The sequence below is a fragment of the Sungkyunkwania multivorans genome (genome assembly GCF_042675645.1).
GTDB lineage: Bacteria > Bacteroidota > Bacteroidia > Flavobacteriales > Flavobacteriaceae > Sungkyunkwania > Sungkyunkwania multivorans.
This window is the reverse complement of sequence record NZ_JBHTJH010000025.1, coordinates 93,840-109,448: the sequence shown is the minus strand read 5'-3', so window position 1 is coordinate 109,448 and position 15,609 is coordinate 93,840. Positions and strand designations below refer to the sequence as shown.

12 protein-coding genes are annotated in these 15,609 nt (G+C 42.9%); 5 read left to right on the top strand and 7 right to left on the bottom strand.

What is annotated here, in order from left to right; all coding sequences use genetic code 11:
• Window positions 1-22 precede the first annotated feature (22 nt).
• The gene (locus tag ACFQ1M_RS18185; RefSeq protein WP_386411253.1) at window positions 23-1,288 is read right to left on the bottom strand and encodes a DEAD/DEAH box helicase; all 1,266 of its coding nucleotides are present in this window, start codon (window positions 1,286-1,288) and stop codon (window positions 23-25) included.
• Window positions 1,289-1,410: 122 nt separating this feature from the next.
• Entirely contained in the window at window positions 1,411-2,451 is a 1,041-nt protein-coding gene (locus ACFQ1M_RS18180) for a quinone-dependent dihydroorotate dehydrogenase (RefSeq protein WP_386411250.1), read from the bottom strand.
• Between the two features lie 211 nt (window positions 2,452-2,662).
• Between ACFQ1M_RS18180 and pepT the strand changes: the two genes are divergently transcribed.
• From pepT to ACFQ1M_RS18160, 4 genes are all read left to right on the top strand, one after another.
• Window positions 2,663-3,907, top strand: a complete 1,245-nt coding sequence (pepT, locus tag ACFQ1M_RS18175; RefSeq protein WP_386411247.1) for a peptidase T — start codon at window positions 2,663-2,665, stop codon at window positions 3,905-3,907.
• Between the two features lie 45 nt (window positions 3,908-3,952).
• Window positions 3,953-6,211 carry an aminotransferase class III-fold pyridoxal phosphate-dependent enzyme gene (locus ACFQ1M_RS18170; RefSeq protein ID WP_386411244.1) on the top strand — a complete coding sequence of 753 codons (2,259 nt, stop codon included), beginning with the start codon at window positions 3,953-3,955 and terminating at the stop codon, window positions 6,209-6,211.
• A gap of 19 nt (window positions 6,212-6,230) precedes the next feature.
• Window positions 6,231-6,731, top strand: a complete 501-nt coding sequence (locus ACFQ1M_RS18165; RefSeq protein WP_386411241.1) for a DinB family protein — start codon at window positions 6,231-6,233, stop codon at window positions 6,729-6,731.
• Between the two features lie 123 nt (window positions 6,732-6,854).
• A complete protein-coding gene (locus ACFQ1M_RS18160; protein WP_386411238.1) occupies window positions 6,855-7,457 on the top strand; it encodes a YdeI/OmpD-associated family protein in 603 nt (200 codons plus the stop codon).
• 168 nt (window positions 7,458-7,625) lie between these two features.
• On the opposite strand, the gene ACFQ1M_RS18155 is transcribed toward ACFQ1M_RS18160, so the two are convergent.
• The 5 genes from ACFQ1M_RS18155 to ACFQ1M_RS18135 all read right to left on the bottom strand — a co-directional run bounded on the left by ACFQ1M_RS18155 (window position 7,626) and on the right by ACFQ1M_RS18135 (window position 13,713).
• Window positions 7,626-10,538: a TonB-dependent receptor gene (locus tag ACFQ1M_RS18155; RefSeq protein ID WP_386411235.1), complete on the bottom strand. Its 2,913-nt coding sequence runs from the start codon at window positions 10,536-10,538 to the stop codon at window positions 7,626-7,628.
• A 141-nt stretch (window positions 10,539-10,679) separates the two neighbouring features.
• Complete coding sequence (gene yajC, locus ACFQ1M_RS18150; protein WP_386411232.1) at window positions 10,680-10,970, bottom strand: preprotein translocase subunit YajC; 291 nt, start codon at window positions 10,968-10,970, stop codon at window positions 10,680-10,682.
• Window positions 10,971-10,972: 2 nt separating this feature from the next.
• Window positions 10,973-11,530, bottom strand: coding sequence for a DUF1573 domain-containing protein (locus tag ACFQ1M_RS18145; protein ID WP_386411229.1), 558 nt, complete (start codon window positions 11,528-11,530; stop codon window positions 10,973-10,975).
• Between the two features lie 48 nt (window positions 11,531-11,578).
• The gene (gene nusB, locus ACFQ1M_RS18140; RefSeq protein ID WP_386411226.1) at window positions 11,579-12,523 is read right to left on the bottom strand and encodes a transcription antitermination factor NusB; all 945 of its coding nucleotides are present in this window, start codon (window positions 12,521-12,523) and stop codon (window positions 11,579-11,581) included.
• Window positions 12,524-12,609: 86 nt separating this feature from the next.
• Window positions 12,610-13,713, bottom strand: a complete 1,104-nt coding sequence (locus ACFQ1M_RS18135) for a Glu/Leu/Phe/Val family dehydrogenase (RefSeq protein WP_386411223.1) — start codon at window positions 13,711-13,713, stop codon at window positions 12,610-12,612.
• A gap of 138 nt (window positions 13,714-13,851) precedes the next feature.
• Between ACFQ1M_RS18135 and ACFQ1M_RS18130 the strand changes: the two genes are divergently transcribed.
• Window positions 13,852-15,606, top strand: coding sequence for an ABC transporter ATP-binding protein (locus ACFQ1M_RS18130; protein ID WP_386411220.1), 1,755 nt, complete (start codon window positions 13,852-13,854; stop codon window positions 15,604-15,606).
• Window positions 15,607-15,609 lie beyond the last annotated feature (3 nt).

Genomic DNA, 15,609 nt, shown 5'->3' with positions numbered 1-15,609 from the left:
AAGTCTTTTTAAAAAAATTGGATCAAGACTTCTTGCTGCCGCCACGATTGGAATTGTTTCTTCCGCGCTCGCCTCGGTAATTTCTGTTGCGATTTTTTGGTCGTGACCTTCTAGATTGCGAGTTTGTAGCTGGCCTACCATCGCTTTCTGGCCGGTCGCTAGGCTCAAATCCCTCAAATACTTCCAACTTAAATGATTCGTCAAGCAGCTTTTCGATTCCTTTGACATAATCTCGCTCATCGATACTTACCAAGGAAAGCGCCTCGCCGCTGGCTCCTGCCCTACCAGTCCTACCAATTCTGTGCACGTAATCTTCGGGTATGTTGGGCAATTCAAAATTGATCACATGCGGCAACAAAGGAATGTCCAATCCCCGAGCGGCAATGTCCGTGGCCACCAATACCCTAATCGCTCCTTGTTTAAATCCACTGAGGGCTTTGGTACGGGCTCCTTGGCTTTTATTTCCATGGATCGCAGCAGAGGATATACCACTTTTCTCCAATTTCTGACTCAAGCGATTGGCACCATGTTTTGTTCGGGTAAATACCAATACTTGATCCCAGTTTCCCTCTGATATTAATTTGATGAGCAAGTTAGGTTTCTCACCCTTATCAACTTTATACATCCTCTGATTCACCTTTTCGGCAGTCGTATTCTCTGGAGTAGCCTCTACCGAAACCGGTTGATGCAAAATACTTCCAGCTAATTGCTTTATCTCTTTAGAAAAGGTAGCCGAAAACAACAAATTCTGTCTTTTCTTTGGCATCAAGGCAAGAATTCGTTTGATGTCTCGTAAAAAGCCCATATCGAGCATGCGATCTGCTTCATCCATTACCAATATTTCGATATTGGCCAAAGATAGGGCCTTCTGGTTATACAGATCCAATAAACGACCCGGAGTAGCCACGAGGATGTCCACTCCATTCTTCAGCGTTCGTATCTGCGGTTTGGCATTGACCCCACCAAACATCACCATCGCTCGCAGGTCTAAGAACTTTCCATAATCCATTACATTGTCATATACTTGGGCTGCCAATTCTCTGGTTGGTGTTAATACCAGCGCCCGTATGGGGCGCCTTCTCAGTTGCTGTCCTTGAGATAAGATCTGTAAGAGGGGTAATGTAAACCCGGCCGTTTTTCCGGTTCCTGTTTGGGCGGATGCCAAAACATCTTTTCCTTCTAAAATTCGTGGTATCGCCTTTTCTTGAATCGGTGAAGGCGTTGTATATCCTTTTTTCTCGACTGCTTTCAGTAGAGCATTGGATAATCCTAATGATTTAAATGTCATATAATGTAGTTAGAAATGACATTCTTCATCATACGCCATCTCACAATTAGCCGCAAAAGTACGCTTAATATTCTCCACATTGTGATATTGAGTGGATGAATAATAAGAAAACATCCGATATGCTATCTGAGAACTGCTCTATTGATATCCCTTACCAATGCCGGCCCTTCATAGATAAATCCCGTATATAACTGAACAAGATCGGCACCCGCCTCCAGTTTTTCAAGTGCATCTTCAGCCTTGTGTATCCCGCCGACACCGATTATTGGAAAGGACTTGTTACTATGTTTTGCCAAAAATCGAATGACTTCGGTACTGCGATCTCTTACTGGCCTTCCACTGAGTCCTCCTTGTTCGCTGGTCAATGAAGATGGCGAGCTCAAACCTTCTCGAGAAATGGTCGTGTTGGTGGCAATAACTCCATCTATTTTTGAATCCTTTACGATGGTTATGATATCCAATAACTGCTCGTCAGTCAAATCTGGCGCTATCTTTAAGAGTATTGGCTTTTGTCTTCTCGACTGCGCTCGAACTGATAAATCCTTATTTAAAACCTGAAGCTCAGTCAGTAGTTTCGTCAACGGCTCCTTATCTTGAAGTTCGCGAAGTCCTGGCGTATTGGGCGAACTCACATTCACCACAAAGTAATCGACATGGTCGAACAACGCATTGAAACAGATCTTATAATCTTCTACAGCCTGCTCATTGGGCGTCACTTTATTCTTTCCAATATTACCTCCAACCAGCACTTTGCCTTTATTCTTTCTTAAGCGCCCTACCGCCTCTTCAACACCTCCATTATTAAAGCCCATTCTATTGATGATAGCGCTATCGGCCTTTAAGCGAAAGAGTCGCTTTTTAGGATTCCCCTCCTGTGGTTTGGGGGTGATCGTCCCGATCTCGATGAATCCAAAACCAAAATTGGCTAATTCATTGTATAGTTTCGCATCTTTATCAAATCCCGCCGCCAGTCCTACTGGGTTTTTAAACTTCAACCCAAACACCTCCCTTTCCAAGCGTTTGTCATTTACGGAGTAGAATGCTCTAAAAATTGAAGCCACCCCTGGGATCTTACATAGGAATCGTATGAGAGAAAATGTGAAATGGTGTACTTTTTCAGGATCAAATTGAAAAAGGATCGGTCGAAGAAGGTACTTATACATCTAATTGTATTGTTTGCGCAAAAATAGGTAATAAAAATTTCTTGAAACCGACCCTACTTGTGGCGGGCAGGTATCTCGAGACTGGTCCGAAGGCGGAGCTTATGGGCAGCGCCTCGAGGAATTCTTTGGATCAATAGCTTTTTCAAAGTTTGAAAAGTATAGAATAGTTCCTCATCTAAATCGCTATTTTTGAAGAACTAAAATTTTCTTCATGATCGATAAACAAAAACTCATAGCCCGTTTTATAAGTTATGTGACCATTGACACCGAATCTGACCCCAATAGTGAGACGACTCCCAGCTCTGAGAAACAGTGGAACCTGGCCAAAAAACTTGCCAAAGAACTAGAGGGAATGGGGATGGAAGACGTTTCTATAGATAAGAATGCCTATGTCATGGCCACCTTGCCTAGCAATGTTGGACATGAAGTTCCAACGATCGGCTTTATTTCACATTTCGACACCACACCAGATTATACTGGCGCCAATGTAAACCCTCAGATCATCGAAAATTATGATGGAAAAGATATCGTATTGGATGCGAAGGAAAATATCGTGCTTTCACCAGATTATTTTGAAGATCTGTTGCTGTACAAAGGTCAGACATTGATCACCACAGACGGAACTACCTTACTCGGTGCAGATGATAAAGCAGGTATCACAGAGATCATGGAGGCCATGAAATACCTGCTTGCCCACCCTGAAATTAAACATGGGAAAATACGTGTGGGCTTTACTCCCGACGAAGAGATTGGACGTGGTGCTCATAAGTTTGATGTCGAGAAATTTGGAGCCGATTGGGCCTATACCATGGATGGTAGCCAGATCGGCGAGTTGGAATATGAAAATTTCAATGCTGCGGGAGCCAAGGTAAAAGTGAAGGGGAAGATCGTTCACCCTGGCTATGCAAAAGGAAAGATGGTGAATTCCATGCTTATCGCCAACGAATTCATCGCTGCACTTCCACAATATGAGATCCCACAGGAAACTGAGGGCTATGAAGGATTTTTCCACTTGTATTCCATAAGTGGTAAGGTAGAAGAGACCCATCTAGAATATATCATTCGGGATCATGACCGTCAGAAATTTGAAGATCGGAAAGCGTTGATACAAGAGATCGCGGCGACCATGAACAAAGCCTATGGAAGAGCTGTGATAGAACTTGAACTGAAAGACCAATATTACAATATGCGGGAAAAGGTGGAACCGGTAATGCATATCGTAGCTATTGCAGAAGAGGCGATGAAAGAACTTGGTATAAAACCGCTCATAAAGGCCATTAGAGGTGGCACCGACGGCTCTCAATTGAGTTATATGGGACTTCCGTGTCCTAATATTTTTGCTGGTGGACATAATTTCCATGGTAGATACGAGTATGTTCCCGTTGAAAGTATGATAAAAGCTACCGAAGTCATCGTCAAGATCGCCGAACTTACTGCTGAAAAATTTGATCGCTAAACAACTGTAGAAAACCAATAGCAGAGACACCAACAACCAACAACCGTGAAAACGCTTCTACAACCCTATTTCGAGTCACCAATTACAACCGTTAAAAAATTGGATGGCTATGCGAATGCCAATTATAAAGTAGAAACGGACTCTGGAAACTTCATCTTTAAGACCTATGAGCATAGCGCGGAAACACTTGCAATGGTCAAAGCACAGAATGAGGTGCTATTGTTTGTCCAGGACCTGGATCTAGAGACCCCACTGCCTATTCCCGTAAAAAAAGACAGCTATATAGGTTTGGAGAACTTCGGTGACCACCCTAGTATTTACAGAAAACTAAGTTTTCTCGAGGGTCGGTTTTTGGGGGATGTGGATCATTCCAAAACCCTTTTTAAGTCATTGGGTGTATTTTTGGCCCGTCTGGATAAAAGGTTACTGTCACTTAGAAATGATACCATAAGTGCAAGGCAATGGGAATGGGATATACAATACTTGCCATTGGTCAAAAAAATGGTGCCAGCGATCGATGATGCCCACCACAGAAATATCGTAAACTATTTTATTGGGCAATTCGAACAGCAGGTCGTTCCAAAACAACACGAACTTAGAAAAAGTATTATACACAACGACGCCAACGAGTGGAATGTCCTGATCAAAGATGGGAAGGTTTCTGGTATCATCGATTTTGGTGATATCGCGCATTCGTTTCTTATCAACGAATTGGCCGTGGCGATCACCTATGCCTGCTATGACAAGGAAGACCCCTTGTCTTGGGCAATTCCGATCATTAAGGGCTATCACAAGACATTACCGTTGGAAGAAAACGAACTCGAGGTTCTATACTATTTGATCGCTGCCAGACTATGCATCAGCGTCTGTAATTCTGCGCAAGCAAAAAAGGACGACCCTGGGAACGAATACATTTCTGTAAGCGAAAAACCAGCCTGGCGAATGCTGCATCGCTGGTTACGCATCAATCCAAAAAAAGCGCTACTTACCTTCAGAAAGGCGGCAGGTTTTGAATCAAAAGCACCGAAATCTATTGATTGGCACATAGAAAGACGCAAAGACTATTTTGGGGAGAACTTATCGATAAGTTATCAATCCCCAATTTTTGTGCAAAAGGCGGCCTTTCAGTATATGTACGATGGATATGGAAATACTTTTTTGGATGCCTACAACAACATTCCCCACGTTGGACATTGTCATCCTAAGGTGGTCGAAGCGGGTCAGCGGCAAATGGCTCAGCTAAATACGAATACTCGCTATCTCTATGATCTTTTGCCAGCATATGCCGAAAAACTACTTTCCTATTTCCCAAAGAGCTTAAATAAGATATTCCTCGTCAATTCGGGAAGTGCCGCCAGCGACCTCGCCATCCGGATGGCCAAGGCGCATACGCAATGGGATGGCATTATGGTAACAGAACACGGATATCATGGTAACACGCAAACGTCCATCGATGTTAGCGATTATAAATTCAGCAATCCAAAGGGACAAGGTCAGAAAGGTCATATTTTAAAGACGCCCATTCCTGACACCTATTGGGGGAAATACAAAAATGAAGATGCTGGAAGTCTATATGCCAAAGATGCCATTGCATTGCTGCAAGAAAGTGAAATGGCTGTCGCCGCATTTATAAGTGAGCCTATCGTAGGTTGTGGCGGACAAGTGCCATTGGCAAAAGGCTATTTAAAAGAACTGTATCCTGCAATCAGGGCAAATGGAGGAATTTGTATCAGTGACGAAGTACAGACCGGATTTGGACGCTTAGGAGATCATTTCTGGGGTTTTGAAGCTCAGGAGGTAATTCCAGACATGGTCATCCTTGGGAAACCGATAGGCAATGGACATCCGATGGGCGCTGTTGTTTGCACACAAGAAATTGCCGATTCCTTTGCCAAAGGTGTTGAATTCTTCAGCTCTTTTGGGGGCAATCCCGTTTCTTGTGCCATAGGTATGGCCGTTTTAGAAACTATAGAAGAGGAAAACTTGCAATCGAATGCTAAGAATGTTGGGCTGTGCTACACTAAGTTGTTAGGGGATTTGAAGCAAAAATATCCCTGTATTGGCGATGTTCGTGGAAGTGGACTTTTTTTGGGCTTGGAAATCATCAGCGAAAAAACATTGAAACAAAATCACCAGATTGCGCAGTACATTAAGAATGAACTCCGCAAGCGGCACATCTTGATCAGTACCGATGGTCCTTTTGACAGTGTGCTAAAGACCAAACCTCCCCTCTGTTTCAGTTCAGAGAATGCAAAAGAAGTAGTAGACACTATAGACCATATACTTGGCAAGTATTACCAATAGACCGCTAAAAAGTTTAACTATGAAAGATATAATCGAACAACTTGCAAATAATCGCGAAGTCTTTGTTGGACTATTAAAGAATATCAACCAACAGCGACAGCTATGGCGACCTTCTCCAGAAAAATGGTGCCTGTTAGAGATCGTTTGTCATCTGTATGACGAGGAACGGGATGATTTTCGCTTTAGAACACAGTGGTGTTTGGAAAGACCTGATGAGACCCCACCTCCCTTCGATCCCATAGTGTGGGTCGTTGAGCGAGATTATTCGGAACAGGATTATAACGAAATGTTGTTAAAGTTCAATGCTGAAAGAGATCGATCGATCGATTGGTTGCGCGGTTTGAAAGACGCACCTTGGGAAAATGGTTTTACACATCCAAAACTAGGCCGAATGACCGCTAGGACATATTTGGTAAATTGGTTGGCACACGATTATTTACATATCCGACAAATTCTGCGGTACAGATTCGAACTGCTTAAACAGCAGGGCGAAGACCTTAGATACGCCGGAAATTGGTGATTGGATAATGTATTCAAAAGAAATTGAGGATGCGATGAAGTCCATCATCAAGACATAAAAAATAGATTCCTGCCATTGTCTGCCGACAGGCAGGTTCAAGGGAATGAAAAAAAGATGTTTTTTATGAAAAAATATAGTACTGTAGACGATTATATCAGTGCTCAAGGTGAATGGATACCTGCCATAAATATGCTGAGGGCCATCTTTGATACCACTGAAATGATAGAGACCCTAAAATGGAGTATCCCCACTTACACCGTAAATGGGAAAAACGTCGCTGGTATTGGAGCCTTCAAGTCCTATGTTGGAATCTGGTTTTTTCAAGGCGTCTTTCTGAAAGACGAGAAAAATGTATTGATCAATGCGCAGGAAGAGAAAACTGTTGCGCTGCGGCAATGGCGATTTCAGTCCATCGAAGAAATAGCTAAGCAAGAAAAGCCGATAAAGGCATATTTGCATGAGGCGATTCAAAATCAGAAAGACGGCAAGGAAATAAAACCTCAAAAGAAAAAAACTGCTTCGGTTCCACCTGAATTGGTCGATGCATTTTCTAGAGACGCTAGTTTGAAAATCGCTTTCGATAAATTCACACCTTTTAAACAACGGGAGTTCTCAGAATATATCGCTGCGGCAAAACGAGAAGCCACAAAGTTAAGTCGGCTAGAGAAGATCATTCCAATGATCAAAGACGGCATTGGGCTCAATGATAAATATCGTAACTGCTAATCGATAAAGAGGTTGTCTAAAAAATTGACATATGGTCATTACGAGGCCGAGACTTCGGCAGAAGTAATCTGTTTATCGCTAACTTAAATCAAACAGATTCCTTCGCTACACTCGGAATGACAATTTTTTAGACAACCTCATTTTATTCTTTGAGTAGAATAAACTATCTTAATCTAGCGAGAATGACAATCTAGCAAAGAGGAATCTTCCTCCGATACCAAATTGTTGCGATCGACGCGACCAATCGAAACGCCCACTACTTCTGTTATTTTGATCTCCAGCAACATTAGGCTCTAGGTCCTGGGCAGCTCTATCTGGATAGATGTCGAATATATTGTTGGCACCGATCGTGGCAGTGAGGCTTTCTCCAAGTTGATAGCCAAAAGATAGGTCGGTTACCAATTTAGAACCAAAAACCTGTTGACGCTCTATAATGGTCGTGGCTTCGGTGACCTTTCCAAACCATACATTTCTCAAAAAGATATTGAACTTATCGGTGGTAAAGCTGTTGGTAAGGTTCACCTTGGTCCGTGGCACGGCCTCTTCGAGATATACTCTACTGTCTTCTGGAAAATAGGTATCGACCAAACCGGCATCCTCTAAGACCTGCGAAGCTTGGATATCACCAACTTTCCTAGTTTGAGAGAAGGTACCTGCAAGATCAGATCTTAATTGCATATTGGATCCAAACCGGATGTTATGGGTAATGACGACATCCAAGCCTTTCGATTCGGTATCGATGGCATTGGCAAAGAACGTAGCGCGACTCGCATTGGCCTGGGCCAACAGGATGTCTAGTTCCGTGCCTGTTCCTGGTCCTGCAAATTGACCGGTGTAGACGATACGATCATCGATGGCAACAAAATAACCGTCTAAGGTGATCGACAGATCGTAGTCTGGAATTTGAGCTGTAAACCCTAAGCTTACACTTTTAGAGGTCTCTTCCTTCAGTTGCGGGATTCCCAACAAATTGGCCGCTCTACTATCATTGGAAAAGGTTCCGACCTCTTGCGGATTCCCATTGTTGTCAAAAATGGTCGAGGTAGAGTTAAAATTCAACTGTGCCAAATGAGGTGCTCGAAATCCGGTACTTGCAGCCGCCCGAACATTGATATTGTCGGTGGCTTTTACGCGACCAGAAACTTTGAAGTTGATTGTGGACCCAAAGTCTGAATAGTCCTCAAATCGTGTCGCAAAACTGGCCAGTATCGTTTCTGTGATATCAGCTTCTAGGTCGATATACCCAGCAATACTGCTTCTTCCCCTAGAAAGCTCGTTGCTCGGACTAAAACCAGGAAACACCTGAGAGCCACCTGGACGAGGATTACCAAAGAAATCTTCGGCAGGCGCCTGATTGAACAACGTGATCAATTGTCCGTCATCGGTATATTGTCCATAGGATTCTTCCTCCCCTGCGATGATCTCGTAGTTTTCAAACCGGTACTCTGCTCCAAAGGCAACGTTGAATCCAGCTAATATCTCATCATAGAATTGGCTGATGTCGAGGTTGCTGGTATTTTGAGTGAACGCAAATCCCCCTGCATCAAAAGTCGTTGGTGTTGCATTTTGTAATGAGGCATTGGAGGTGTTACCTATCACATATTGAAAGGAATTCTGTCCCCAAGTATTGCTTAGGTCCACATTCCAGTCACCGATCGCTCCTTTAATTCCTACGGCTACGGATTTATCGGTGATATCCGAATTGATCTCGGGTAAAAAACCGTTGATATAAGCTGGAGTATAGGTTCTTGACTGATTTGGCAATCTATAGAAACCTGCCGAGTTTCCTTTTCTATTACTGATTCCGGCAAATGAATAGAGCTGTGTTCCCTCTTCGTCCATCGGAAGCATCATATTGGCAAAAAATCGTCCTCCTCGCAACTCCGATTGTCCGACACGCATGTTATAATCGCTACGTACCTGCCCTCGAGCGGCCAATTCGGCATCGGTAACATCTACACCCAAGATGGCCTGAAGATCGGCAATGGTACTTGCGTTGGCAATATCATTTTGCAGCTGTGTGGAGAAGTGCGACACTTGCGCTCCGTAATTCTGAATTTCTGCGATATCATCGGGCAACAAGGAAATATCAAAACCATCATTGGCCGCAACAAACTCAATGGCGTTATACGCATTAAAGACGCTACCTTCCCACTCTTTCATACGACTATAAAAATCACGATAGTCAAAATCCCCAGTAAAGTTCACATATCCCCCTTTTTCCCCAAGCTTAATACCATAATTGGCACTTATGTTAGTGGTTGCTCCATCGACGCCTCCGGTTTGCCCATTGGAATTTTTAGAGAAATGTGCTCCAGAGGTAATATTGACATTCAGCTCATCGGTATCTTTTCTTAATACGATATTGATGACCCCAGCGATGGCATCAGAACCATATTGCGCTGCTGCACCATCTCGTAAAACTTCGATTCGTTGAATAGAGGCTGCAGGAATCGCATTCAGGTCAGTACCTACATTACCTCGGCCAAAGGTACCATTGACATTGACCAATGAAGAGGTATGTCTACGCTTTCCGTTGATCAGTACCAAGACCTGGTCGGGTCCTAGGCCTCGCAGGGATGCGGGATCGATATGGTCTGTCCCATCAGAGATGGTCTGAGTATTAGAGGTGAAGGAAGGTGCGACATAATTAAGGATCTGGTTTAAATTGACCTGTGGTGCGGCTCCTGCCAGTTCGGCGACGTCGATCACATCTACCGGAACGGCCGTGTCAACTGCGGTCCTATTTGGATTACGGGTACCCACGACCTGTACTTCTGCCAGTGCCAATCCTGAACTTAATTGCACATTGATGGTCGACGCACTGCCGACGGTTCTTTCGGCATTTTCAAAACCTACATAGCTAAAAACAAAAACCTCTCCTTCAGAGACGTCTATTGAATAATTTCCATCAAAATCTGTAGTGGTACCACGGGTGGTATTCTTTACCACCACCGAAACAGTGGGTAGTGGTTGGTTGTCTTCGTCTGTCACTGTTCCAGTAACGGTTTTGGTCTGTGCCCAGGTACAGAAGAGTGCACCAAAGAGCATCGCGATAATTGCAATCGTTGGTCTTGCCATTTGTTTAGAGGTTATGGTTGATTACTTAAATATAATGAATTTCAGCCACTTATGAATAACGCACTCACTGGTCATGATACTTGAACACATAAAAAAAGCACCTCGTTTTGAGGTGCTTTGCTATATCTTGGAAAGAACTTATTACTTTTTTACAGCAGTTTGCAGTCGGCTTGAAGCTTCCATGGAAATCGCTGAACGATCAAACTTCAGTTTGCCAGCCATGGTCTCTAAAACACAACTGTTATCCTTGTCATTTACTTCCAAAACCTTAGCGTGCATGCCGCTCTTGGTAATAACACGATCACCTTTTTTAAGGCTATTTATAAAATTCTTTTCCTTCTTTTGTCTCCGCTGAGCCGGAATGACCATAAAAAATATGATCACCACGAACATCAGTAAAAAGGGTAACATACCCTGAAATCCTTCTCCCATTCTTAGTTATGATCGTGGCCTTCGTGACCTGTTGTTGTGTTCGTATTTGTTGCTGATGCAGCCTGTTGCGCTTTGCGCTTTGCTGCCAATTCGTCGCGTTGTTTCTGCTTTTCTGGATCTGGAGTCACTTGCGCTTTGATTCGCACGATCTCTCTACCGGTCTCTGTATTGGCGATCACCGTAATCGTCTTTTGCTGATTTCCTGGCTTATTGGCAGAGTTGAACTGTACCTTGATCTCGTTGGATTCTCCTGGCAAGATGGCCTCTGTAGGAGGTTGCGGTACTGTACATCCACAGCTTCCCTTAGCACTAACGATCTTGAGAGGTGCGGTTCCTGTATTGGTAAATTTAAAAACAGTTTCTACTTTGTCGCCCTCATTGATAGTACCAAAATCGTGCTCTACCTTATCCCATTTCATCACAGGAAAATTCTTTGCTGCCGCGTCACGTTCTGCTGCCTGGGCAACATTTTCTGATTTGATCTTTTCAGCAGCGTTGTCCTTACACGAAGTGAATACCATAGCCATGGCTGCTCCTAGTAAAATTATTCCTTTTCTCATTTCTAAAATTTTAAATTTTAATTAGCGCCTAAAAATAACAATATTTTGTCACATCAGCCCGCGTCCACTTTTATTTAACTTATTATTTTCAATGTATTCTTTGGTGAGTTTATCTAGAATGCCGTTAATGAAAACGCTACTTTTAGGGGTGGAATATTCTTTGGCTATTTCTAGATACTCGTTGATGGTTACCTTGATCGGTATGGAGGGAAAATTTAAAAATTCGCAGATGGCCATTTTCAAAAGCACCATATCGATATCCGCAATACGCTCTTTGTCCCAGTTGGGTGTTTTACCCTCTATTTCTTTGAGCAGTTTCTCATCATTTAGAACGGTCTTTCTAAAGAGCTCCTTAGCAAATTCCTTGTCTTCTTCGTCTTTATAAAGGTCCGGAAGGTAAAAACTCTCGTCCGCTTTTGGCCCAAATTGTTTCAAGGTTTTCACCACTACGGTGTTCACCACTGGCAAGTCATCGAGCCAGGTCAATTTGTTATCCTCAAAGTATTCATACAGCTTATCGTTGGGCGCGATGATATCTCTATAAATACTAATGATAAAGTTCTTGTCTTCTTTATAGGAGGTCTCTTTGGTAGACATGTACGATTTGTAGCTCTCGCTTTCTCTGAGTTCATTCCAGATGATCGCAACATATTCGTCGTCCATTTTCCAGTTGTTGAGCTTGCGGTATTCCAATTCTGTCTCCAGCTGTCTATTGATGCTCAGCTGTTGCAGCAGCTGGTTGTTCACAAACTTTTTGTTGGGATCTTTGTCTTCTTCGGTGGCCAGGTATTTCTTTTGTGATTTCTTGAGCCTATCCGCAGCGAGCTTTCTAATTTCTGAAAGCAGTGAAAGCATCAGGATATAAAGATCGTACATACTTTCGCTACTCGCATTGATGAACTTCTCTTGTTTGGACAAATTGTCTTCCGAAGCTTTGGAGAACGCGTAAACCGCTTGCATCACCTTTACACGAATATGTCTTCTTGTTAACATTAGAAAGAACTTTTATGGCTATTGACAAAAAAAAGGGCGTAAGAAAGATTCTTACGCCCGCAAAAGTAAAACTATTTTAAATGTATTTACGAATTCTTGCTACTTTTTCTCGCTTCGATGCGCGACTGCGCAATACTCAATGCCGATTGATGCGTAGTGCAGTTATTCTTCGCTGCATGCGCAAAGATCTCCAAAGTGGTATTGTAGATATTTTCTGTTTTCTGGATGATCTCTTTTTTACCATACCCTTCAAGTTCTGCATACACATTGATGATACCACCAGCGTTGATAAGGAAGTCGGGTGCATAGGCAATCCCTTTATCTTTAAGCATGGCACCGTGCCTCACTTCATTGGCCAACTGATTGTTTGCGGCACCGGCGATCACTCGGGCCTTTAATTTAGCAATGGATTCGTCATTGATAGTGGCCCCAAGCGCACAGGGAGCATAGATATCCATATCTGCCTCATAGAGGTCTTTTCCACGAAAGATCGAAGCACCATATTTGACACTAATGGCCTGCAGTCGTTCTTCATTGATATCTGAAATAACAACCTTCGCTCCCTCATTTGTTAGATGCTCTACCAAAGTTTCACCAACATGGCCTATACCTTGAACCAGCACTTTTTTATCTTCTAAGACATCAGAGCCAAATTGATGCTTTGCTGCTGCCTTCATTCCCATGAAAACACCATAGGCTGTGATTGGCGAAGGGTTTCCTGCGCCGCCTCTAGATTCGGATATACCCGTAACATACGGTGTCACATCTCTAACCAGATCCATATCGGCAGTTTCCATGCCCACATCTTCCGCGGTGATATATTTCCCTCCTAAAGAATGAACAAATTCACCAAAACGCTTCATTAGCGCTGGGGTCTTTTGCGTTTTAGCATCGCCGATGATCACAGCTTTTCCTCCTCCTAGATTCAATCCTGTAATGGCCGATTTAAAGGTCATTCCCCTAGAAAGTCGTAACACATCGTTAAGGGCATCCCATTCGCTATTATATGTCCACATACGGGTACCGCCAAGAGCTGGGCCAAGAACCGTATTATGTATCCCGATTATTGCTTTCAAACCTGTATCTTTGTCCTGGCAAAAAACGATCTGTTCGTGATCGTCGAAAGACAATTGCCCAAAAACGGGGTCCATTTTTGGAAGTTCTTTAGTGGATATTACCTCTGAAATCATAGTGATGCGTTCTTTTAATTGTTCTTCCGTTTTTCGATATTCTTAAAAACAGGCTGTAAAAATAGAAAAAATTATATTTTATACAACAAATGCTTTTATTAAATATGAATTTGATAAAATTCATAGCTTCATACATCTATGAAAGAACTAAGATATCTCAATCGCTTCTTCTATAAATACAGATACCGCCTAATTCTAGGTATTATCATTACGGTCGTTGCCCGTATCTTTGCGCTTTTCGCTCCCAGGCTTATCGGCAATTCGTTGACCGTGGTCGAAAAATACCTGTCAAAGGAAATCACCGACCTCGCTATCGTGGAACGAGAACTGCTTTATAATATTCTCCTTATCATCGGTGCTGCCATCGTTGCTGGATTTCTCACCTTTCTTATGCGACAGACCATCATTAACATGTCGCGATTCATAGAATTTGACCTTAAGAATGTGGTATTCGAACAATATCAGCGCTTATCGCTTAATTTCTACAAACAAAATCGTACGGGAGATCTGATGAATCGCATTAGCGAAGACGTTGGCAAGACCCGGATGTACGTCGGACCCGCGATCATGTACAGTATTAATACGCTTTCATTATTTGTAGTGGTGATTTCCTACATGATCAATGTTGCGCCAAAGCTTACGTTATACACCGTGCTCCCATTACCCATACTTTCAATTGCCATCTATCAATTGAGCAGAGCGATTCATAAACGAAGTACGGTCGTCCAAGAATACCTTTCCAAACTATCCACATTTACGCAAGAATCGTTTAGCGGAATTTCGGTGATCAAGGCCTATGGCATTCAGCTGGCTACCCAAAATGATTTTGAAGACCTGTCCAATCAAAGCAAGGACAAGAACATGGATCTCGTAAAGATACAAGCGTGGTTCTTTCCAATGATGATCCTATTGATAGGACTAAGCAATCTCATCGTTATTTATATCGGCGGAAATCAATATATCAATGGAGAGATAGAGATAGGAGTTCTTGCAGAATTCATTATCTACGTTAACATGCTCACATGGCCTGTTGCGACGGTAGGTTGGGTGACCTCGATCGTGCAGCAGGCAGAGGCTTCCCAAAAACGAATTAACGAGTTTCTTTTGGTAGAACCAGATATCAAAAATCCTAAAGACGAACCGGATGAAATTAAGGGAGATATTGCATTTGAAAATGTAACATTTACCTACGACGACACGAATATCACAGCCTTGAAAAATCTGTCATTCTCCGTGAAACGCGGAGAAACCTTGGCGATTCTTGGAAAAACAGGTGCCGGAAAATCTACGATACTTCAACTGATCAGCAGGTTGTATGATGTCACCTCTGGAAGAATCCTGATCGACGACAAACCGATCACAACGCTCAATCTATATAGCTTAAGGGATAGTATTGGTGCGGTACCACAGGATGCGTTCTTGTTTTCAGACTCTATAAAGAACAACATAAAATTTGGGAAAGAGGACGCTACGGACGACGAAGTGATCGCCGCAGCAAAAGATGCTGTGGTCCATAAAAATATCATTGACTTCGCTAAAGGATATGACACTGTTCTAGGAGAACGCGGAATCACGCTTTCTGGAGGGCAAAAACAACGGGTTTCTATCGCACGTGCTTTGATCAAAGACCCGAACATCCTATTACTTGACGACTGCCTTTCTGCGGTAGATACCGAGACCGAAGAGCAGATCCTAAACAATCTCGAAAAAGTGTCATCCAACAAGACAACGCTTATTGTTAGTCATCGTATTTCTTCGGCGAAAAATGCGGATAAGATCATCGTCTTAGAGGATGGTGAAATCATACAGCAAGGTACTCACAATCAACTGATAAGCACCGAAGGGTATTACAAAGAGCTTTATTTGAAGCAGCTGTCCGAGAAAGATTTGTAACGA